21 protein-coding genes and 1 pseudogene are annotated in these 21246 nt (G+C 60.1%); 14 read left to right on the top strand and 8 right to left on the bottom strand.

Going from position 1 to position 21246, the window contains the following annotated elements; all coding sequences use genetic code 11:
* Positions 1–9 precede the first annotated feature (9 nt).
* The 7 genes from DWQ09_15560 to DWQ09_15530 all read left to right on the top strand — a co-directional run bounded on the left by DWQ09_15560 (position 10) and on the right by DWQ09_15530 (position 5247).
* Positions 10–1299, top strand: coding sequence for a DUF3422 domain-containing protein (locus tag DWQ09_15560; GenBank protein KAA3626739.1), 1290 nt, complete (start codon positions 10–12; stop codon positions 1297–1299).
* Complete coding sequence (locus tag DWQ09_15555) at positions 1296–2393, top strand: PLP-dependent cysteine synthase family protein (GenBank protein ID KAA3626694.1); 1098 nt, start codon at positions 1296–1298, stop codon at positions 2391–2393. Before DWQ09_15560 ends, DWQ09_15555 begins: the two co-directional genes overlap by 4 nt.
* A 181-nt stretch (positions 2394–2574) precedes the next feature.
* Positions 2575–2940, top strand: a complete 366-nt coding sequence (tusE, locus tag DWQ09_15550) for a TusE/DsrC/DsvC family sulfur relay protein (protein KAA3626693.1) — start codon at positions 2575–2577, stop codon at positions 2938–2940.
* A gap of 92 nt (positions 2941–3032) precedes the next feature.
* Entirely contained in the window at positions 3033–3440 is a 408-nt protein-coding gene (locus tag DWQ09_15545) for a PilZ domain-containing protein (protein KAA3626692.1), read from the top strand.
* A complete protein-coding gene (locus tag DWQ09_15540; protein KAA3626691.1) occupies positions 3418–3885 on the top strand; it encodes a GIY-YIG nuclease family protein in 468 nt (155 codons plus the stop codon). Before DWQ09_15545 ends, DWQ09_15540 begins: the two co-directional genes overlap by 23 nt.
* Before the next feature lie 51 nt (positions 3886–3936).
* Positions 3937–4491, top strand: a complete 555-nt coding sequence (locus tag DWQ09_15535; protein ID KAA3626690.1) for a hypoxanthine-guanine phosphoribosyltransferase — start codon at positions 3937–3939, stop codon at positions 4489–4491.
* Between the two features lie 15 nt (positions 4492–4506).
* The gene (locus tag DWQ09_15530; protein ID KAA3626689.1) at positions 4507–5247 is read left to right on the top strand and encodes an S-methyl-5'-thioinosine phosphorylase; all 741 of its coding nucleotides are present in this window, start codon (positions 4507–4509) and stop codon (positions 5245–5247) included.
* Between the two features lie 171 nt (positions 5248–5418).
* Here the strand turns inward: DWQ09_15530 and DWQ09_15525 are convergent, their stop codons facing one another.
* The 3 genes from DWQ09_15525 to DWQ09_15515 all read right to left on the bottom strand — a co-directional run bounded on the left by DWQ09_15525 (position 5419) and on the right by DWQ09_15515 (position 11315).
* Entirely contained in the window at positions 5419–6453 is a 1035-nt protein-coding gene (locus DWQ09_15525) for a hypothetical protein (protein KAA3626688.1), read from the bottom strand.
* Entirely contained in the window at positions 6413–9877 is a 3465-nt protein-coding gene (locus tag DWQ09_15520; GenBank protein KAA3626687.1) for a transcription-repair coupling factor, read from the bottom strand. Before DWQ09_15520 ends, DWQ09_15525 begins: the two co-directional genes overlap by 41 nt.
* 172 nt (positions 9878–10049) lie before the next feature.
* A complete protein-coding gene (locus DWQ09_15515) occupies positions 10050–11315 on the bottom strand; it encodes a molybdopterin molybdenumtransferase MoeA (GenBank protein KAA3626686.1) in 1266 nt (421 codons plus the stop codon).
* A gap of 235 nt (positions 11316–11550) precedes the next feature.
* Between DWQ09_15515 and DWQ09_15510 the strand changes: the two genes are divergently transcribed.
* Both DWQ09_15510 and DWQ09_15505 read left to right on the top strand, forming a co-directional pair.
* Positions 11551–12003 (top strand): hypothetical protein, encoded by a 453-nt coding sequence (locus tag DWQ09_15510; GenBank protein KAA3626685.1) that lies wholly within the window; start codon positions 11551–11553, stop codon positions 12001–12003.
* Between the two features lie 51 nt (positions 12004–12054).
* On the top strand, positions 12055–12255 hold the full coding sequence (locus DWQ09_15505; GenBank protein ID KAA3626684.1) for a hypothetical protein: 201 nt from the start codon (positions 12055–12057) through the stop codon (positions 12253–12255).
* On the opposite strand, the gene DWQ09_15500 is transcribed toward DWQ09_15505, so the two are convergent.
* From DWQ09_15500 to mobA, 3 genes are all read right to left on the bottom strand, one after another.
* On the bottom strand, positions 12256–12684 hold the full coding sequence (locus DWQ09_15500) for a hypothetical protein (protein KAA3626738.1): 429 nt from the start codon (positions 12682–12684) through the stop codon (positions 12256–12258).
* A gap of 128 nt (positions 12685–12812) precedes the next feature.
* Positions 12813–13352 carry a molybdopterin-guanine dinucleotide biosynthesis protein B gene (locus DWQ09_15495; protein KAA3626683.1) on the bottom strand — a complete coding sequence of 180 codons (540 nt, stop codon included), beginning with the start codon at positions 13350–13352 and terminating at the stop codon, positions 12813–12815.
* Between the two features lie 57 nt (positions 13353–13409).
* Positions 13410–14015, bottom strand: coding sequence for a molybdenum cofactor guanylyltransferase (gene mobA / locus DWQ09_15490; GenBank protein KAA3626682.1), 606 nt, complete (start codon positions 14013–14015; stop codon positions 13410–13412).
* A 289-nt stretch (positions 14016–14304) separates the two neighbouring features.
* On the opposite strand from mobA, the gene DWQ09_15485 reads away from it, so the two are divergent.
* The 5 genes and pseudogenes from DWQ09_15485 (at position 14305) to DWQ09_15465 (ending at position 18888) form a co-directional block, all read left to right on the top strand.
* Positions 14305–15717: a sigma-54-dependent Fis family transcriptional regulator gene (locus DWQ09_15485; protein ID KAA3626681.1), complete on the top strand. Its 1413-nt coding sequence runs from the start codon at positions 14305–14307 to the stop codon at positions 15715–15717.
* Between the two features lie 214 nt (positions 15718–15931).
* On the top strand, positions 15932–16462 hold the full coding sequence (locus DWQ09_15480; protein ID KAA3626680.1) for a cytochrome c: 531 nt from the start codon (positions 15932–15934) through the stop codon (positions 16460–16462).
* Positions 16463–16529: 67 nt separating this feature from the next.
* The gene (locus DWQ09_15475; protein KAA3626737.1) at positions 16530–17366 is read left to right on the top strand and encodes a cytochrome C; all 837 of its coding nucleotides are present in this window, start codon (positions 16530–16532) and stop codon (positions 17364–17366) included.
* A 228-nt stretch (positions 17367–17594) separates the two neighbouring features.
* Positions 17595–17845, top strand: a pseudogene (locus DWQ09_15470) (hypothetical protein).
* Between the two features lie 515 nt (positions 17846–18360).
* Positions 18361–18888 carry a pentapeptide repeat-containing protein gene (locus tag DWQ09_15465; GenBank protein KAA3626679.1) on the top strand — a complete coding sequence of 176 codons (528 nt, stop codon included), beginning with the start codon at positions 18361–18363 and terminating at the stop codon, positions 18886–18888.
* 63 nt (positions 18889–18951) lie between these two features.
* On the opposite strand, the gene DWQ09_15460 is transcribed toward DWQ09_15465, so the two are convergent.
* Positions 18952–19845, bottom strand: coding sequence for a hypothetical protein (locus DWQ09_15460; GenBank protein KAA3626678.1), 894 nt, complete (start codon positions 19843–19845; stop codon positions 18952–18954).
* A gap of 60 nt (positions 19846–19905) precedes the next feature.
* A complete protein-coding gene (locus tag DWQ09_15455; protein ID KAA3626677.1) occupies positions 19906–21180 on the bottom strand; it encodes a D-amino acid dehydrogenase in 1275 nt (424 codons plus the stop codon).
* Positions 21181–21246: the final 66 nt, after the last annotated feature.

Here is a 21246-nt window from a genome sequence, read left to right as displayed (position 1 = left end):
GCCCAACTGATGCCCGGCCTTCGTGAACATCCGTTGCGACGCACGCTGACCGACGAGGTGCACGCGCGCCCTTACGAGATGATGCCGCCACCGGCACGCGGCTCGTTCATTGCGCTGCATTCGGGTGAAGCCGCCTCGCGGGACGATTGGACGGCCGTCGGCGATCTCTGTCAGCGCTACGGGGTGAGCGCGCCGCCCGAAGGGGCTTCCCACTACAGCGTGGACCTCGGCCCGTTTCGGCTGCGCTGGGAACGTCATACAGAGTTCTCGTCCTATGGATTTCTCAAGTACGGTGCATTTGCAGCGCCCTTTGCCGACCCCGTCATCGGCGAAGTACCCAGCGAGTGGCTCGCCAGTCTGCCCGGCGAGGCGCTGGTCGCCATCCATGTAGCGGTCGAAGATCGTCGCGGTGGACAGCGTGATCTTGCGGAACTGGCCCCCCTGTTCAGTGGCAATACCGTGGCGGGCAGTGTCGTTGCCGGGGGAGCCGCCAAAGCGTGGACAGACTATCGCCTGCATGCGGACGGTTTCAGTCGATTGCTGGTTGAAGATCTGGATCTGCGCGTGCGCCAGGTGGGGCGTCTGGTGCAACGTCTGGTGGAGATCGAGACCTATCGTACGCTGGCGCTGATGGCCTTCCCTGAGGCTCAACACTACGGGCAAGCGGTGACGCGCATCGATGAGCATCTGGCCGAACTCACGCAGCGGGTAACCGAGATCAATAATCTCGAGGATGAGCAGCGCCTTTTGCTGGAGCTCTCCCGCGCTGCGGCTGAGGTCGAGAGGATCGCCGCCACCACCGAATATCGATTCAGCGCTGCGCGGGCCTATTACGCGTTGGTCACGCGCCGCATCAGCGAGCTGCGCGAAGAGCGCGTACAAGGCATTCAGACCTTCAACGAATTCATGGAGCGCCGACTTGCGCCTGCGATGCGCACCTGCGAATCGGTCAGCGATCGACTGCGCGCGCTTTCCTATCGCGTCGGGCGAACCGGCAGTCTGTTGCGCGCGCGGGTCAATGTCGCTCTGGAGCAGCAGAATCGCGATCTGCTCGAGTCAATGAACAGGCGTGCACGTCAGCAGTTACGACTGCAGGAGACCGTGGAAGGACTGTCGGTAGTGGTGCTCAGCTACTATTCGGTGGGATTGGTCGGCTATCTGGCGAAGGCGGTCAAAGCGAGCGGTGCCCCCATCGATACGGATCTGGTGACGGGCCTCTCCATTCCCCTGGTGATCGCCGCGGTCTTTATCGGCGTGCGCAGCCTCAGGAGGAGGCTGATCAGGGAGGAAACGTTGTGAGTGAGGCCGATCGACGCTGGGTGACGGAGGCGATTCGCCGTATCGAGGCCGATTTCACGCGCTCGGCCGACACCCATCTCATTCGGCTCGATCTGCCGTCCACGCCGGATATACAACTCTACCTCAAGGACGAATCGGTACATCCAACGGGTAGCCTCAAACATCGCCTGGCGCGTTCGCTCTATCTCTACGGCTTGTGCAATGGCTGGATTCATCGTGGAACACCGGTCATCGAAGCATCGTCGGGCAGCACCGCGGTGTCGGAGGCCTATTTTGCGCGGCTGCTCGATCTGCGCTTCATCGCTGTCGTACCGGAAGGTACTTCAAGAGAAAAAATCGAACAGATCCAGTTCTACGGCGGCGAGTGCCATTTTGTGCAACCGGCAGAGATCTACAGCGAAGCAAGCCACCTCGCTGAGCAATTGGGCGGGCATTACATGGATCAGTTCACCTATGCCGAACGCGCCACCGATTGGCGCGGCAACAACAACATCACCGAATCGATCTTCAGTCAGATGGCGGCGGAGCCGCATCCGATGCCGCGTTGGATTGTCATGAGCGCGGGCACTGGCGGCACCTCGGCAACGATAGGCCGCTATCTGCGCTACCGCTGTCACGAGACACGCCTGTGCGTGGCCGATCCCGAGAACTCGGTCTTCTATGAACACTATCAGCACCCCGATCGCGATGTGCATATCACCACCACTTCGCGTATCGAAGGCATAGGGCGGCCGCGAGTCGAAGCGTCGTTCGTCGCGTCGGTGGTTGATCGCATGATCAAAGTGCCGGACGCAGCATCGCTGGCCACCATTCACGCGTTGCAGGGGCTGCTCAACCGGCGCTGCGGGGGCTCGACCGGCACCAACCTATACGCGGCTTTCCATATCATCGCCGGGATGCACCGCCAACGTCAGTCGGGCAGCGTGGTAACCTTGATCTGCGACAGTGGTGAACGTTATCGGGATACCTATTACGATACGCGTTGGCTGGAGAAAAACGGTTTCGATCTTCAACCATTCAAACAGCGATTGCAGCGGTTTTTCGCAACAGGGGCATTGGCAGACGGGGATGGGTGCCAGGTTGCGAGCCGCTGATCGTAGACCGGCACAGAATCCCTGCAACGGAATTACCCCCACGCCCGGTGCGGATTATGCGTTTTCACTGCCTGCTCAGGGGGTGGATATAACTAGAGTGATAGCCACTCGGTGGTATTCAACCGCGACAGTGTGCTTCCCATAGTGACCGCTGTGTCACCACAATACAGGAGATAGTGATTTGAAGACCAACCCCTACGCCCATAAAACCGGTGCCGTGCACGTCGATGGCCGCGAAGTGCTGACCGACTCCGAGGGTTATATCCAGGATATGAGTGAATGGAGCGAGGGATTTGCCGAAGCGCTGGCGGCGCAGGAAGGCGTGGAGCTCAGCGAACGTCACTGGGATGTCATTCGCTATATCCGTGATTACTATCAAAAACACGGTGTGCAGGCGCAGGTACGGGTGATGATCAAGCATTTTCAGGAGGCGTGGGGCCCGGAGTTCGGGACGAACCGCTACCTGCACGACATGTTTCCACTCGGTGGCCCACAGAAACAGGGCAATCGGCTGGCGGGCATACGCAAGACCAAGGGCGAGCACTGAGTTACGGTTGCTCCTCTCCGCCGTAGTCATTGATGGCCAAACCGGGTTAACCTTGGTCGCAGGAGTGGGTGGAGGGATCCGCCCCGATCCCGATGCGCCAATATCTCAGACACCCTACCGACATACCGCTGCACTTTCAGCTCACTGATCAGACAGCGAGCAGACAACAGCCGTTGCGCGATATCGGTCATGGCGGGCTCTGTTTCCATGCCCGCGAACCCCTGCCGCCCGGTACTGTATTGTCCATCACGATTGCGCTGCATGGGCCGCCCTTCCGAGCGGAGGGCACGGTGGTGTGGTGCCGTCCAGCTGACAGTGGTCATGACATCGGGGTGCGTTTTGCCGACGAAGAGACCGGCTTCGCGGTGCGCATGGTCGAGCAAGCCTGCCACATCGAGCACTACAAGCGCGAGGTGCTGGCCACGGAGGGGCGCCGGTTGAGCGGTGAACAGGCCGCCGCGGAATGGATCGAACGCTATGCAGAGGATTTTCCCACCTGAGTTCACGCTGGCCGGAAACGGCAACAGCCGTCCTGGCGATCAGGCGTACTCCCTCAACAGCGGCGCCTATCGATTGATCGTCGCGCTTTCACGTCCGGCTTGCATCACTCCCGGGTGCCTGGGGCGGCTGCGTCTGGCGCCTGGCCGGTACTGTTACCTGGGTAGTGCCCGGCGCGGACTGCACCAGCGGGTGGCACGCCACCTACGTGTCGCGAGCGGCCAGTCATGCGGAGGGCACTGGCATATCGATGCACTGTTAATGCATCGCCATGCACGCGTGGTCGCCGTTGATCTGGTGCCGCAAGGCGATGAGTGCGAACTTTCCCTCACGTTGGCGGCGGCACCTGGCACCAGCGTACCCATAGCCGGATTCGGAGCAACGGATTGCAGGTGCGGCTGTCCTGCGCACCTTTATCGATTATCGAGTGACATAGCCTCACCCTGATTCGGCCTCTATAATCAGCCGCTTTGCGGGTAGCGACAGGGGAGCATGCGGATGAGTCTCAAAGTGGAGGAAGTGCGTCAGATTGCAGCGAACGCCGATTGCCTCTTCACTCGCGACCAGGTCGAAGCTGCCCTCGATCGCATGGCCGCTGCCGTCACGCGCGATCTGCAGGACCGCGATCCGCTGGTGTTGTGCGTGATGTTGGGCGGATTACTGCCGGCCGCCAAGCTGATTGAGCGACTGCAGTTCCCCTTTCAGTATGACTATCTTCATGCAACGCGCTATCGTGGCGGAACGCGCGGTGGCGATCTCTACTGGATCACGCGTCCCAGCATGGCGGTCCGCGACCGCTGCATCCTGGTGGTGGACGACATTCTCGACGAAGGACTGACACTCAGAGCGATTGTCGATTATCTGCGCCAGGAGGGGGCCGCCGAGGTGCGCAGTGCCGCTTTAGTGATGAAAATGCACGATCGTAGGCCGGCCGACAGCACCGTTGACTATGCCGGGCTCGAAGTCCCCGATCGGTATGTGTTTGGTTACGGCATGGACTACAAGGGTTATCTTCGCAGTGCCGCAGGCATTTATGCCCTGCGCGAAAGCTAAAGGCGGGTATTTGCAATGGCGGAAATCGCGATAATTGGCGGTACGGGACTCACCTCGCTCAGCAATATCGAGCTGACGGGCAAAGAGGTGGTGAGCACCCCTTACGGGCCACCGTCCGCGGCGCTGCGCAGCGGCGTGCTGCAGGGACACGAGGTGGTGTTTCTGCCGCGTCACGGGTCGGGGCATACCATTCCGCCGCACAAGGTGAATTTCCGCGCCAATCTCTGGGCGTTGAAGCACATCGGCGTAAAGTGCATTATCGCGGTGGCGGCGGTTGGAGGTATCCGTTCGGACATGGCGCCCGGCCAGATTGTCTTCCCCAATCAGATTATCGATTACACCTGGGGTCGGCAGAGCACCTTTTTCGAAACCGACCTCTCCGAGGTGACCCATATCGACTTCACCTACCCCTACACCGAATCGCTACGCCGGGCGTTGATCGCCAGCGCACGGGAAGCAGGCATCAATGCCGTTGAGAACGGCACCTACGGCGCCACGCAGGGGCCACGGCTGGAGAGTGCTGCCGAAATCAACCGTCTGGAAGGTGATGGCTGCGACATCGTCGGCATGACCGGCATGCCGGAAGCCGCGCTTGCCCGCGAACTGAAGTTGGAGTACGCCACCTGTGCAGTGGTGGCCAACTGGGCGGCGGGACGCGCGCCGGGCACGATCACCATGGAAGAGATCGACCTCAACCTGAAATCGGGCATGGAGAAGGTGAAGAAATTGCTGGGCGCAGTGATTCCGATATTGTGAGCGAAAAGGCGCTTGTTACCACGAAGTGCACCAAGTACACGAAGTTAAAACTGCCTGTTTCAAGAGCAGACACCCATCTACGACAAATCGACCGGCGTTGTGCGGCCGGTGAACGCCACCGGAGCGGGTTGGGTTCGTAAGCTTTGTGTGGCTCGATGTTGAAAGGTGTATTCAGCGCAGTGGTTTTGCGGTTGCTTTTCCGGGGTTGGTAACCGGTAGCGGCAGCGGCGCGGGTTGCGCCACGGGAACAGCCGGTACGTTTTCCGCAGCCGGCAGTTCGTAGGCGGAAACCTTGGCCAACACACCGAAGTAGGGATGATCGATGTAGTGCAGTTCATCGCGACGCATGCGGCGCTGTTCGGTCAACCGATAGGGCTGGAAGAAGGTCTTGGTCAGACCCAGAAAATCGGCCATCAATCCCGAAACAAAAGGCTGTTGCGGCGTCTCCCGGGAAGTGCTGTCGCTGGTGAGCAGCGCGCCGCTACCCGCGGCATTGGGCGTCTGCATCATCTCCGGCAGCAGCGGCAGCTCTTTGCGGTAAACCAGATCCACATCCAGGTGCAGGAACCGTGCGACACGCAATCGGATGAATCCTTCTATACCGGCCTTGGGTTCGGGAGGCTGGAGTTCGATCGACGCGGCAACGGGTGCCAGAGGAATGGGTTGGGCAATGGCCGGGTCGGCCAATGCCGGTGCCTGGTGCGTATCGGTAGACTGAGCTTCCACCGCTTTTTCGGCGATATTTTTCTCCGGTGGCACCGCCAAAGGCGCATCGATCAGAACCGGCGGGAAGACGACCTGATTCTCTTCGACCGGCTGGCGCCAACCGGTATGCAGCAACGGTTTGTAGTGACCGGATCGGTGCAATTTCTCAACCGCGGAACCCAGCTCCAGTTCATCGGCAGTGAGGATCTGAAACGGCATCAATCCTGCGGCCGCTTCGGGGATGGGTTGTAGCGTCACTGCGTCTTGGAGGTCGGGCGTACCAGGATCGCGTGACCAATCTTCGCGGCTCACCTTACCCGCGGTTTCATTGAGAAACAGTACAATTTCGACCTGATACCAGCGCGGATCGGCCCCCTGGGCCAGGGCCGACAACGATGCCAGGCAGGTGATGAAGATCAGCGTGAGTCGTCGAGTCATAGGCATTTCGGTTCCGTGCCAACTACGCCGCGGCTTTCCGGGCCAAGGTGTCGAGCAATTCATCGATGACCTTCACACGGGCCGCTGGATCGGCCAGGTCCTGGTTGAAACGCAGCCGTTGCTGGGCGTCCATTTTATACACATCGGGCCGGGTTTGAATGAGCTGGATCACACGCTGCGGGTCGATATCGGGCTGCTCCACAAAACTGAAGCGCCCGCCGTTGGCGCTGGACTCGATCTTGGTGATGCCCAACTCCTGGGCCTTGAGCTTGAGGCGTGTGACCTCGAAGAGCCGTTTCAAGGGTTCGGGCAGGAGGCCGAAGCGGTCGATCATCTCGACCTGCAGTTCGCGCAATTCGTCCGCGTCTTCGGCGCTGGCGATGCGTTTGTAGAGCACCAGTCGGGTGTGCACGTCAGGCAGGTAGTCCTCGGGGATCAGCGCCGGCATACCAAGATCGACTTCCGCGCCGCGGTGCAGCGGTTGTTCCAACTCCGGCTGTCGGCCGGATTTGAGCGCCGTGACCGCACGCTCCAGCATCTCCATGTAGAGGGTGAAGCCCACCTCGTGCATCTGGCCGCTCTGTTCTTCACCGAGCAGTTCGCCGGCACCACGGATCTCCAGGTCGTGGCTGGCCAGCATGAAGCCCGCGCCCAGGTCTTCCAAAGATTCGATCGCCTCCAGTCGTTTGATGGCATCGGCGGTCAAGGAACGGAGCGGGGGCGTGACCAGATAGGCGTAGGCCCGGTGGTGCGAGCGGCCCACGCGCCCGCGCAACTGGTGCAGCTGGGCCAGGCCGAGACGGTCGGCGCGATCGATGACGATGGTGTTGGCGGTAGGGACATCGATGCCGCTCTCGATGATGGTGGTGCAGACCAGGATGTTGAAACGCCGGTGGTAGAAGTCGAGCATGATGCGCTCCAATTCGCTTTCGCGCATCTGGCCGTGAGCCACACGCAGTGTCGCCTGCGGTATGAGCTTCTCGACGCGCTGCGCAGTCTTGTCGATGCTCTCCACCCGGTTGTGGACGAAGTAGACCTGACCGCCGCGTTTGATCTCACGCAGACAGGCCTCCTGCAACAAGCCATCGTTCCACTCGCCGACGAAGGTCTTGATCGCGGTGCGGCGTGCCGGTGGGGTGCTGATCAGCGACAGATCGCGCAGTCCCGAGAGCGCCATGTTCAAAGTGCGTGGGATGGGAGTTGCGGTGAGCGTCAAGACGTGCACATCGGCGCGCAGGTTCTTAAAGACCTCTTTCTGGCGCACGCCGAAGCGGTGCTCCTCGTCGATGATGACCAACCCGAGGTTTTTGAATTTCACGCCTTTCTGCAGCAGCTTGTGGGTGCCGATCACGATATCCACTTTACCGGTGGCCAGCTCCTCCATCACTGCATCCTGCTGTTTCCTGGATTTGAAACGCGACAGCACCTCGATACGGATCGGCCAGTCGGCGAAGCGGTCATTGAAGTTGTTGTGATGCTGCTGGGCGAGAAGCGTGGTAGGCACCAGCACCGCCACCTGCCTGCCGGCGGTGGCCGCCATGAAGGCGGCGCGCAACGCCACCTCGGTCTTGCCGAATCCCACATCGCCGCACACCACCCGGTCCATGGGCAGATCCTTCTGCAGATCCTCGAGTACCGCGTCGATGGTGCTCTGCTGATCGGGCGTCTCCTCGAACGGGAAGGCGGCGGCGAACTGCGCGTACTCGTCGGTCGCGGGGTGCAGCGCATGGCCCTTGCTGGTGGCACGCCGGGCGTAGAGATCAAGCAGTTCGACGGCCACATCGCGCACCTGCTCCGCCGCTTTGCGCTTGGCCCTGGCCCATTGTTCGCTGCCGAGTCTGTGCAGCGGCGCGGATTCCGGCGCCGATCCAGTATAGCGGCTGATGAGATGCAGCGAGGCCACCGGCACGTAGAGTTTGTCGCCAGCCGCGTACTCGAGCTTCAGGAATTCTCCCTCCATGCCGCCGGCGGTGAGGCTTTCCAATCCCAGGTAGCGGCCGACGCCATGCTCCTCATGCACCACCGGGGCGCCGAGCTGCAATTCGGTGAGATTGCGGACGATGGCATCGGTATCGCGCTGTCTGTCGCGGCGGCGACGCGGCTGAGCGGCGCGCTCGCCGAAGATCTGCGACTCGGCAATCACCGCCAGGCGCGGGGACTCCAGCAACAGACCGCGTTCCAGCGGCGCTACGGTCAGGGCCACTGCTTCGGTGCTGGCGAGAAACTCGTGCCAGCCTTCCACCGACGCGGCGTTGATTCCCCAATCGCGCAGCATGTCACGCAACACCTCGCGGCGCCCGGGCGACTCGGCTGCAAACAGGGTGCGGCCTTCAAAGCCGGCGATGAAATCCTGCAGCATCCCGGCGGGACGCGCGGCACGCGGCTGCAGCGCCAACGCCGGTGGGGCGCTGGCGGCGAAGTTCACCGCCGCGGTATCGGTCGCCTCGAAGGACTGCTCGGCGACCCGCGGAAAGCGCTTGCAGTGATGACGCAGCTCATCGACCTCGACGAACAGCTGGCGAGGTGGCAGCAGCGGGCGCTCGATATCGTGACGGCGCTGCTCGTAGCGGGTCTCCAGTTCGCTCCAGAACGTCTGGGCATAGTCGAACAGCCCCTGCGGTCCCACCAGCAGGGTGTGAACGGGCAGATAGTCGAACAGACTGGCGGTCGTTTCGAAGAACAGCGGCAGGTAATACTCCAGCCCGCCGGGGGTGATGCCGTTGCTCACCTCGCGATAGATCTGACTGCGCTGCGGGTCGCCCTCGAAGGCACTGCGCCACGCCTGACGGAACTGGCGGATCGCCGCCTCGGTGAAGGGGAACTCGCGTGCCGGCAGCAGCTCTACCTTTGTCACCTTCTCCAGTGACCGCTGGGTCTCAGGATCGAAGGTGCGAATCGATTCCACTTCGTCGTCGAACAGATCGATGCGGTAGGGAAGTTCGGCACCCGTGGGGTAGAGGTCGAGCAGCGAGCCACGCACTGCGAAATCGCCGTGCTCCACCACCTGGGGTACGCAGTGATAGCCGCTCGCCTCCAGCCGGCTGCGCATCACGTCGATATCGAGGGTATCGCCTGCATCCAGGAGCAGGCTGGCACCTGCCAGGTAGCTCGGCGGGGCGAGGCGATGCAACAGGTTGTTGACCGAGACCACCAGTATGCCCCGCGCCAGCGTGGGCAAGCGGCTCAGCGTCCACAGGCGTCGCGAAACGATATCGGGATGTGGCGAGAAGACGTCGTAGGGCAGTGTCTCCCAGTCCGGGAAGGCGAGAATCGGAAGATCGTCGACAAAGACACGCAGTTCCGCCTCCAGCCGATCGACGCTCGCCGCGTCATCGACCAGCGCCAGCACCAGGCCGTCGTGGCGTTGTGCGGCGGTGGCGATCACGAGTGCCGAACTGGCACCCGGCAGCCGGCCCCAGGTCAGGCGTTGACCGGGTTTGCTGGGGAGGCGGGGTTCGAAGACCGAGATATATGCGGAGTTGGACATCGGGCTCAAAGGCGAAAAGCGGTTACCACTAAGTACACAAAGTTCACGAAGTTAAAACACAACAAAATTTCAATACCAAAAAGGGAGGGCGAAATTTCAGTCTTTACTCCGGCTGAATGCCGCCAGTGGCAGCGGAACTCACTTCGTGTACTTTGTGGTTAAAAAGTGATTGTCAAACAATCCCATCAAACGGCTGCACCTCGACGATATCCCCCGGCTGTGCGCCTTCGCTGTCGCGCGGCAGGATGATAAAGCAGTTGCCGCGGCTCATGGAACTGAGGATACCCGATCCCTGTTCGCCGGTGGTGCGCACCACCGGCTGGCCGCTGGCGTCGCGTTCAAGGATGCCGCGCTGGAATTCGGTGCGGCCTTTGCCTTTCCTCAGACTATCCACCAGCGGCAGACGGAAGGTCGGGGTAAAGGTCTCGCGGCAGCCCATCATGCTTTTCATGGCGGGAAGCGCGAACTGGTAGAAGGTGACCATGACCGATACCGGATTGCCGGGCAATCCGAAGAAAACCGCACCGTCGACGAAACCGAAGGCCAGCGGTTTGCCGGGCTTCATGGCAATCTTCCAGAAATCCACCTTGCCCAGTTCGTCGAGCGTCTCCTTGACGAAATCGGCTTCGCCCACCGAGACACCACCTGAAGTTATCACCACGTCGGCGATGGCAGCGGCATCCTTGAACGCCTGACGCGTGGCATCGCGGTCGTCGCGGATTACGCCCATATCGATCATTTCGACGCCGAGGCGCTTTAACATTCCGTAAATCGTGTAGCGGTTGGAGTCGTAGATCTCGCCTTTGCCCAGAGGCTCGCCGATGGAGCGCAACTCATCGCCGGTGGAGAAGAAGGCGACGCGCAGGCGCCGGCGCACGTTGACCTCGGGAACGCCCACCGAGGCGAGCACGCCGATGTCGGCGGGGCGTATCCAATGACCCGCCTCCAGTACCAGGCCGCCCTGGGCGAGATCCTCACCGGCGTGACGCACGTTCTCGCCCGCTTTATGGCGCGCCAGAAGACGAATGGTATCGTCGTCGCGCTCTACGGCCTCCTGCATCAGCACGGTGTCGGTTCCATCCGGCATGGCCGCACCGGTGAAGATACGCGCGCACTCGCCACGGCCTACCGTGCCGGTATAGGGGCGACCGGCCCACGAGGTGCCGATCACCTTCAGTTTTGCCTCGCCCTCACCGGGCAGATCGGCCGAGTTGACCGCGTAGCCGTCCATCGCCGAGTTGGTGTGGGAGGGGACATCCACCGCCGAGTGCACATCCACCGCCAGCACCCGCCCCAGCGCCTCGCGGATCGCGACGCGCTCGATGCCCGATACCAGCGGCACGGCACTCTGAATGCGCTCGAGCGCCTGATCGACGGTCAATGTGCCTTTGGGCATATCGTCACAGCAGTTGGCGGCGTGGGCGTGCGTTTCGCTCATGGTCTTCCTCGTGTGCGGATTATTTCTGCAAGGCGCAATAGCTTACCGCATTCATGGGGCAAATGCGGCTCTTGCACGAAACACGGCCAGGTGTGATGTCAGAGTACTGAGACGCTATATTGATCCCTGCTGGTGGCGTAGTATCTGAAACGCGCCGGGCTTTCGTGTTATTCGTTGAATAGTAGCCGGCGTAGCGCACCTTCTCGCGGTACCGTTGGTATGAAGATACTTTCCGATGGATGAAAACGAACTCAGAAAGACTTACCTGGATCTCCAGGATATACCCTGCTCATTTGAGAAGATCATCCTCTCGGGTCGGTGCGGGTGTGGAAACGCGCAGAAATTCAACCTGGCGGAGAGAGAGGGGATCTCATGCGCTTCGCAATCCGCGCAGTTGAGCTGCAGCGAATTCTTGAGATTGGTTCATGAACACGCCCGGTTTGCGCTGCATCTCACGCACATCACAGGTCCGTTGCCGCATGCCAAGGAGATCAAGGTCCAGGGGGGCGGCTTGATGGGCTTGCGGCAGACGCTGGACCCGGATTCGGAGAGTAAGTCGGTGGACGATATCTACGCGCTGATAACGGACGCGAAAAACCGATTCGGGGCGCTTGCCGAGATCCCGATGGAAGAAGTCATTCGATCCATATCTCACTATCAGGGACGATCGGTGCGCCCTGCACCCTGACTGGCGTGAAGTAGCGCCCGTGCTCCCGACGCTGCGGAGTAATTAAAGCGAATGACCATCGCAAGAGCACGTGAACCGATTCGCGTGCGGGTCGAATTCGGCAGCGGGTGCAACCGCGATGCGGCGCGACTGATACTGCGCGAGATTCAACTCGAGCATGGCCCGTCGGCGGTCAACGGTTTGATCCACGAATTGGATCTGGAGATGCATTTCGGTCTTAAACCAGGGACCGATTTCGACGGTGTCGCTTGATCAGCGAATGCGAAACGCCGCGTGGCAGGCATTGCAGCGGGCGGTGATCTCCGCCAGCGCGCCATACACCTTCTGCTGTGCCGCATAGCTGTGCTCAACTCCGGCGTCTTGCGCCACCACCGCAAAGCGACTCGCTGCCTTGTGAAGATCAGTCCCGATGGTACGCATCTGTTCCGGCATGAACGGCGCCATATGTGAAGCACCGTGGAGCTGCAGTGATGAAAGTCCGATCCTGTTTTCCGCTATCTGGCCTGCCTGATCCATGTCCCCTGCCGCGAGCATCAGCAGTACTTCATTGAGAGCCAGCAGGTGGTCACGCATATTACCCAGCATGTGTTCCTGCATCATGGGAGGCAACTCCACCATCTGGCGTTGATCTCCCGCGGCGGCAACCGTTTCGCCGGCGACAGTGAACCACGCCACTACCATCGCGATTTGGATTTTGCGCACTGAGCACCTCCACGACCTCAGCCCTGAACGAGTGCGATACTAACCGTGGCCGCTCCCGCTTGCCTATGATCAGGATCATCGGACGCCTGCAGTACGGGGAATGAGGATCAGGGCATGGAGGCAGTGACGGATCCTGCAGTTTCCACATAGCTGCATATGAAATCGGCTATCTGTTGCGGACTGTTGATGTCCAGCAACGGCAGGTCCGTTGCTGTCGATAGCTCGGCGTCGCAGGCTATCGCGATGATGGTGTCGTCTTTGGGAAAAATCAGCGGCTTATTGACGCTCGGTCGATGCAGTTCGATTTTGGGAAAGCGGCCCTGTTTGAAGCCTTCCACGAGAATCAGATCGATGCGCTCCTGATCCAGCTTGCGCACCAGTTCATCGAGCTGTGGCTCATCCTGGCCTGGGGTATCCACCATCAATGCCCACATACGATTGGAGGCCACCAAAACCTGATCGGCGCCGGATTTGCGCAACTCATAGCTGTCCTTGCCGGGTGTGTCGATTTCCAGTTTGTGGTGAGCGTGCTTGATCATCCCAACCCTTATACCGCGCTGGCCGAGAAGGGGAATAACCTGACGCAACAGGGTTGTTTTGCCCGTTCCGCTGTAAGCGGCGATGCCGAGTATGGGTTTCGTCAACAAACCTGTGGTCCTCTGGTGTAAAGATGGTGTGGGTGCGTTTGCGCACCGGCGTTGCCGCTATCCAAGCCGCATCTCCAGGGCTTCGCGATCCTCGGGACGATTGACGTTCAAGAACATCTCCGCGCGATCGGAAAAATCGACCTCAACCATGCGATGCCGCGAATACCAGCGGTCGATCTTGCGTTCGCCGGATTCGAGAAATCCGATCAGATCCTGGCGTAAAGAGGTGAGCAGCAGGGCGAACACCGGTTGCAACCGCTCGCCGTCGTGGGCGACGGCAATTTCTGCCCTATTCTCTACCAAAGCCTGGCGCATGCGACTCGCATAGTCTTTCGCGACCAGCGGGGAATCGCAAGGTGCGGTCAGAAGCAGCCCTGCGGGGGCGACGTTCATGGCGCTGGTCATACCTGCCAGGGGTCCGAAGTAGTTGCCTATGTCATCACTGACCACCGGAACGCCATAGGCCGCGTAGACCTCCTGATTGCGGTTGGCACTGATGATCAAACTGTCCACCTGGTCGCGCAGCGCATCCAGGACGTACTCGATCATGGGACGTCCGGCCAGCAGGATCAGCCCCTTGTCTTGCCCCCCCATACGTCGTCCCATGCCGCCGGCGAGCGCCACACCCGTCAGGGAGAGTCTATTATTAGAATCAGTGTTCATCGTTCTTCCAGATCTGCAATGGTGATTTCGTGTTAACGATTCAACGAACCTCTTTTCTCAGATCGGCACGGTGATGGCAAATCCTATGCCACGGGAAAAGCGGGTACTTCATTACACCTTGGATTTAATGGGGATTACGTAGTGAACCGCAGTTATGGGGTAATGCCTGATCGGTTGTCATTGGTTCATTATGACGCAGTAGAGTGATTCATGTTCATTGTGAATCGCTTGCGGGTCAGTTGAAGGGACAGAATTGGGCCATTTGGAACCATTTCGAGGGATCTGAGGTATGGCAGCACCGTTAGCGTCGGATGCGCAACAAGCCGCGCCAGACGTAGAAAATGCAAACCGTCACGAAGCGCGCGGTCTGGCCGCGATTCTGATCGTCGATGACGAAGCGGGGATGCGCAACCTGCTGCAGCGCGCACTCGCCAACGCCTGCGAGCGGGTCGAAGCGGTTGAGCGCACGCGAGAGGCCGAGGTGCTGCTCGCCGAGGCCGATTTCGATCTGATGATCGTCGATATAGGCCGCTCCGGTTGCGACGGACTCAAATGGCTGCACCATCTGCGCGAGCAGGGCAATCGTGCCGACGTCATTTTCATCACGGCCTACGCGGAGGTGGAGACAGCCATCGATGCACTGCGGGCAGGGGCGTCGGATTTCATTATCAAGCCCTTCCGGCTCGAGCAGATGCTGGCATCGGTCCATCGATGCCTGGATCAACGCCGTATGGCGCGCGAGAATTTTGTACTGCGCCGTCAGATAGCCGGCATGTACGACATGGGCGGTATGGTGGGGCACGGCCCGGCGATCCAGCGGGTCTGTGAGATCATCCAACGTGTGGCACCAACACCTTCGACGCTGCATATCGCCGGTGAATCGGGCACCGGTAAGGAGCTGGCTGCGCGCTCGGTGCATGAGTTCAGCGGTCGCGACGGCCCCTTCGTGCCCATCAACTGCGGGGCGATTTCCCCCGAATTGCTGGAGAGCGAACTTTTCGGCCACGTCAAGGGGGCCTTTACCGGCGCGCATACATCACGCGAAGGACTCTTTACCTACGCCAATGGCGGCACCCTGTTTCTCGACGAAATCAGCGAAATGCCGCTGCCCATGCAGCCCAAGCTGTTGCGGGTGCTGGAGGAGCGCACCGTACGGCCGATCGGGAGTGAGCGCGAGACGCCGGTTGATGTGCGCGTCATTGCCGCCACCAACAAGCACATCGAGAAGGAGGTGGAGCTCGGTAATTTCCGCGAGGATCTCTTCTATCGCCTCAATGTCCTCACCATCACCATGCCGCCGCTGCGCGAACGCATCGAGGATATCCCCGAACTCGCCTTCTTTTTCTCGGAACGGATGGCTGCGGAACTGGGCGTTCCGGCACTGGCTTTCGATCATGCCGATATCCAGCAGTTGCAGACCTACGGTTGGCCGGGCAACGTGCGTGAGTTGAAAAACCTTATCGAGCGTTGCCTGCTGCTGGGGGCGCATCCCAGCGAGTGTTGGCAGGAACGCGGCAATGGCGACAAGCAACCGGTAGGCCGCATCGGCTATCCCTCCGAGTGGTCTCTGGAAGAGGTCGAGAAACGCCATATACTGCAGGTGCTGGAGAGCGCGGGGGGCAACAAATCGGAAGCCGCCCGGCGCCTGGGCATCGGGCGCAAGACCCTGGAAAGAAAACTCCACCAGTGGAATGAGATGTAGAATCCCCTGTCCGCGTTAGGGGAAAGCAGTATGCGCTGGGCGTTCCGGCAAGCCCTCACCAGCCCGGTGCGGTACAAACTGCTGACGCTCACCTTTTGGTCTGGTTGTTGGATGCCACCGACTTTCAGAATGAAGAGGCTCTGCTGCCGGCGAACATCGCCTGAACGCCGTCAGCTTTTTCAGCCAATGGCTGATTCGCGATGGGCTACATTTGATGAAACAGCGGAATAAGTTGGAACCTTTTGGCGTTTTACCATTTGTCCCTTCCGTTAAGGAGAACCCAACCATGAAACACCCCGTCCCCCAGCGAATCCCTTCCATTTCAGCGATGTTGCTGTGTCTTCTTGTCGGCCAGGCCATCGCCGACGAAGAAGGCACCATCAAGTACCGGCAAGGCATCATGAAAGCCCAGGCCGGCTATATGGGCGCGATGGGCATGGTGGTGCAGGGGCGCGCCGATTTTGCCGGCAACATGGCGGATCATGCCCAGGGACTGCTTACGCTCACCAAGATCGTCCCGGCACTGTTTCCCGAGGGGTCCGACTTCGGAGAGACGGATGCTCTGGACAAGATCTGGAGCAACAAGGATGACTTTAAATCCAAAGTCGCCGCTGCGGAGGAAGCGGCATCGGGATTGGTAGCAGCGACCCAGTCGGGTGATCCGGGCAGGATCGGGCAAGCCTATAAGGCGGTCGGGCAAAGCTGCAAGGGGTGTCACGAGGAGTACCGGCGCAAGAAAAACTGATTACCACGCCATGCTTTGCGACCAGCGTTTGATTCAACTAGGCGCTGCCATGGGCTTGGTGTGCGCGATGGTTCTGGCGCCTGCGTTCGGCGCCTCCGGCAGTCTGGAACGCGGTCGCTATCTGCTGGCCGCCGCGGGTTGTACAGCCTGTCATACTGAACCGGAGGGCGGCGAATACCTGGCTGGAGGACGTGCCCTGAACACGCCTTTCGGTGTCTTCTATGCCCCCAACATCACCCCGCATCCGGAACATGGATTAGGTCGGTGGTCGGAAGCAACCTTCGTCTCGGCGCTGCGTGAGGGGACCGGGCCCAACGGGCACTATTTCCCCGTGTTCCCTTACACCAGCTATACGCGGATGCGCATCGAGGATGCACGTGATTTGTGGACCTACCTGCAATCGGTCCCCGCGATTTCCCAACCCAACCGGCCTCATGAACTGCCCTGGTACCTGGTGCGTTCTGTAGCAGCGCGGGTGTGGAAATGGTCGTTTTTTGACCGTTCCGACTTCGAGCCTGATTCCACCCGATCTGAAGAGTGGAATCGCGGTGCCTATCTGGTGCGGGCGCTAAGCCATTGTGGTGAATGCCATACACCACGAACGCCGTGGGGTAGCGTCAGAGAATCCCTGGAATTGTCGGGTAACCCGATCGGCCCGGAGGGCGATCCGGTACCCAACCTGACGCCGGAACGCACGACCGGCCTCGGGAAGTGGGGCACACGCGATATCGTTTGGTACCTGGAGACCGGTGGAACGCCGGATGGTGATTACGCAGGCAGCCTGATGGCCGAGGTGATCGATCACGGCACCAGCCGGCTGACCTCCGAGGACCGTCAGGCGATCGCCACTTACCTGAAATCGTTGCCCCCGATAGTCAATCCCGAGTTAAAACGCGACAGGTAACGCGCTACAGAAGGGAATTTCGTTTCTCCGGGGGCTGTGGTGACCAATTAATATCCATGGCACTCATAATGAAAATTTATTTAACCTTTCACGCCTAAATAATGTATATATTTCAAAAACCATAGTAACTTATAAGTAAATCTAGTGTTTTGATCCCCGGTAGTCGTCAATTCGCGGTCGCAGCCGTGCGCCCGCGAGCGTTTTTCGCTGATAAATGAGGGGATGAGTATGCAAAAAGCAAACTGTTGGGATTTTAAAGGGTGTGGCCGCGAGCCGGGCGGAATCAAGTCGGCGGAGTTGGTGTCTGCGCGGCATCCGTTGACACGCATGCTAACGGCCTCAACAGCGGCAAAAATGGCGGCCGTATCTGTTGGGCCGTCACCGGGACACTGTGCGGCGGCAAGGTACAGGGCTCGTTCGCGGAAAAGCGCCTCTCCTGCATGACCTGCGAGGTGTTCGCACAGATCAAGGAAGAGGAGGGACTGGCGAATTTCAAACTCATGGTTCCTGGCCAGATGTACATCCCACAACCCGAGGGGGAAAAACTTGAGGAGCTGCAAGAGGCCGCCAACGATCAGGAAACGGTGACCGACCTGGAGCAGCTACCGGACGATGAGCGCCTGGCACGACTCCTTGCCCGTGCCTATTGGCGCGGTGTGACTGACGCGTACACGGCGGTCAACGGACCTTCGAAAAAGGATCAGAGGAAGTGGCTGATCGATCAGACCGAAAAGTGGTGGCCGAAATACCTGAAAAAGGCCAAGGAATACCTGGAACGCATCGACGTTTGAATCCCGGGATAGCGGGTAACGACCGAGTTGCCCGCTGATTCTCTGGTCTCTGGCGCGCGCATGTCTCTCCCTTTACACACCCTCTTTTCTGCTCCATGATGCCCCTCTGCTCGTTCTATCTCCAATGGGATAAACAATAGAAATTCCGCAACAGCGCAGGGCGCTGCGAGGGACACTCAAGATGGGCCAGGAGGAGTTTTGAGATGGGTATTCGTAACTTCCGACATTTCCTGACTGGCGCAGGCTTCGTGCTGATGGCTGTGGTTGCATCCGGAGCGGGGGCCTGGACCAAAGATATCGACAAGCTGAAAGACATCAACACGCTCTGTAAATTCGAACCCGAGGCCCAGTGTTCGTGGGCGATTCGTATCGGCGCTAAGGCAGCGGGCGTGGATATGCACGATTCATCGATGGCCTCGATGCGACTCGACAACGCCGATCTGCAGGGCGCCGATCTATCGGGCTCGATTCTCCAACTCTCCAGTCTGGAGGGCGCCAACCTGATGCTGGCCAATCTGGAGAAGGCTCACATGCACGGCACCAATCTGCGCGGTGCCAACCTGATGCTGGCGAACCTGGTGGGTGTCAATCTGCTGGATGCGGATTTGACGGGGGCCAATCTGCGTGGGGCCAATCTCCTAGGGGCGATCATCATCAAAGCGCGCTTTGATAATGCGACCTGGACCGACGGTCGTATCTGCGCAGCCGAATCGATCGGAGAGTGCAGGTAGCGCACTGCGGAGAGCGCCAGCGCCGCCTGCAGGTAACGGAGCGGGTAGACAACACCGGTGGGTTCAGTTCTGAGCAGGCGCGCTATTCTCCCCGCGTGGGAGAATCATCTTATCGGCCATACCCAGATAAAAAGTCAGTCGCTCCAACCAGTGCTCGCGCTGCCGAGGGCTCAGGCTGCCATCGAACTCCAGCAGCAGACGCGGCGCATCGTTCAGCATCTCCTGCCTGGATTTCGCGAGAGACGGGGTCAACCCCTGACGCTCCACCGTCCATTCGAGTAAAAACTTCTCAATTTGCGCGGCGCCGGAGTGTCGGCGGAGCAAGCCAAGCAGTCTCTGCTGTTGTGCGATGCGGTACTCCAACCACTCCTCGGCAGTGCTTGGATAGCGCAGCAATTGCAGCTCCAACCAATTGGTTTGGGCGTCGCTCAGATCACCCACCCAGCGTTCTGCCTGTTTGACGAACCACCGCAGGCGCTTTTCCTGACGCGCCTCAAGACTGTCGTTGAGAAGATCCTCGCGGTACTCCTCGTTGTTCTCTTTAAAGGCCGCTTCGAGTTCGGCCAATTGTGATGTGGAGAGTGAGGAATAGAGCTCTGCCGATGCGGGAAGCAATCCCGCGATCACGCTCTTCAGGCCATGTCGTATCGCCTGGATCACCGCCTCGGCTTCCTGTGCCGTCAACCCGTCGGCCAGTTGTCGATGTATCGCGTCGAGTTGCTCGCGCATTCCGGGTACCTGTTCGGTGCGATGCCACACCAACCATGCCGCCAATCGGTCGCGCAGCAGTTGTGATTGTTCATTGCCGAGGTCGAGATGTTTTTCGGCGTAACCGGCGATCAGGTTGTCGGCATTCTGATAGGCGATGCGCGTGGCGCTGCAGGCGCTCAACATCAAACCGGCGACAAGGATCAGGATCAGGCCGCGATAGTGTGCTGCGTAAGTCGTGTGCTGCATGGGATATCCCGCCGTTTCTAGCAAGCGTAGACCAACTGTCGGCCGTGGTTGTGTGGTGCGTTAGCGATCCGGATGCGGTTGTCTTTGCAGACTGTACGGTCCAAGATCCAGAGGGGGATGATGGTCGGTGACGAGCGCGGCCAGAAGTGCGCCTGCCCCGGAGGACATCGTCCAGCCGAGATGCCCGTAACCGGTCGCCAGGTAGAGTCCCGCGACAGGGGTCGCGCCGATGACGGGGACACCATCGGTGCTCATGGGTCGCAGCCCTGCCCATTCGGTGATCGTGTCCTGATGACGATGCGCAGGATAGGTGGGAAAAACCTGCCCTACGAAACGCTGTAGATTGGCGATACGTTCCGGACGAATGCGGTTGTCCCAACCGGCCAACTCAGCCGTTCCGGCAACGCGCAGTTTGTCGCCCAGCGGCGTAGCCGCGAGATGCAGCGTCTCGTCGATGAGCGGCATTTGTGGCCGGGGATGCCAGTCGCCCAGCGGCAGCGTGATCGAATACCCTTTTACGGGGCGCACCGGTAGCTTGATACCGAGCGGTTTCACCAGCAGGGGGCTGTAGCTACCTGCTGCCACGACACAGGCATCGGCTTCCAGTCGGCCAGCGGAGGTCAGCAGCGCCTGAAACCTGCCCCGCTCTGTGACGATATCGCTGACGGTTTCGCCGAAGCGAAACACGACACCCCGTTCACCGGCCCGTGTCGCCAGCGCTTCACAAAATAGTCGCGCATCGCCTGATTCGTCTGCAGGAAAGTGCAGACCACCCACCAGTGCGTTGCGGATGGGCGCGAGACTGGGCTCCAGTTCGATGACGGCGTCGCCTTTGAGGGCGCGGTAATCCACGCCATGCTCGTGCAGAACTTCGGCCAGCTGAACGAACTCATCCAGCGTCTTGCGATCACGGAAGAACTTGAGGGTTCCCGCGGTGAGACTGTCGTACTCGATACCGAGCTCGGCGCGCAGTTCCCGCAGTATGTCTAGGCTGTAGTTGGCGAGACGCAGATTCTTGAGTGTGTTCTCCCGATGACGTTCGGGCGATGAGTTGCGCAGAAACTGCAGTCCCCAAACCGCCATTGCCGGCAGTGCCGCGGGACGCAACAGCATCGGAGACTCCTCACGCCCGATCCACTTGAGCAGCTTCAACAGCATCCCCGGATGGTTCCAGGGGTCGGCCATGCTGGGGGTCAGCATGCCGGCGTTGGCGTGGCTGGTCTCCATCGCAGCACCGTCACATCGATCCACGACGGTAACTTCCGCACCGTACTGGCGCAGAAACCAGGCGCTGGCGACGCCGGCCAGACCGCTGCCAATGACAAGGACTTTCATACGATTTCCTGGATGCGTGCCCGATGCGCGGGGCACGGAGAATTCCCGAAGCACTCGATGCTATGA

It is taken from the genome of Pseudomonadota bacterium (assembly GCA_008501635.1).
Classification (GTDB): Bacteria; Pseudomonadota; Gammaproteobacteria; order QQUJ01; family QQUJ01; genus QQUJ01.
Note: the sequence above shows the minus strand (reverse complement) of the source record. Positions and strands in the feature narration are given on the sequence as shown.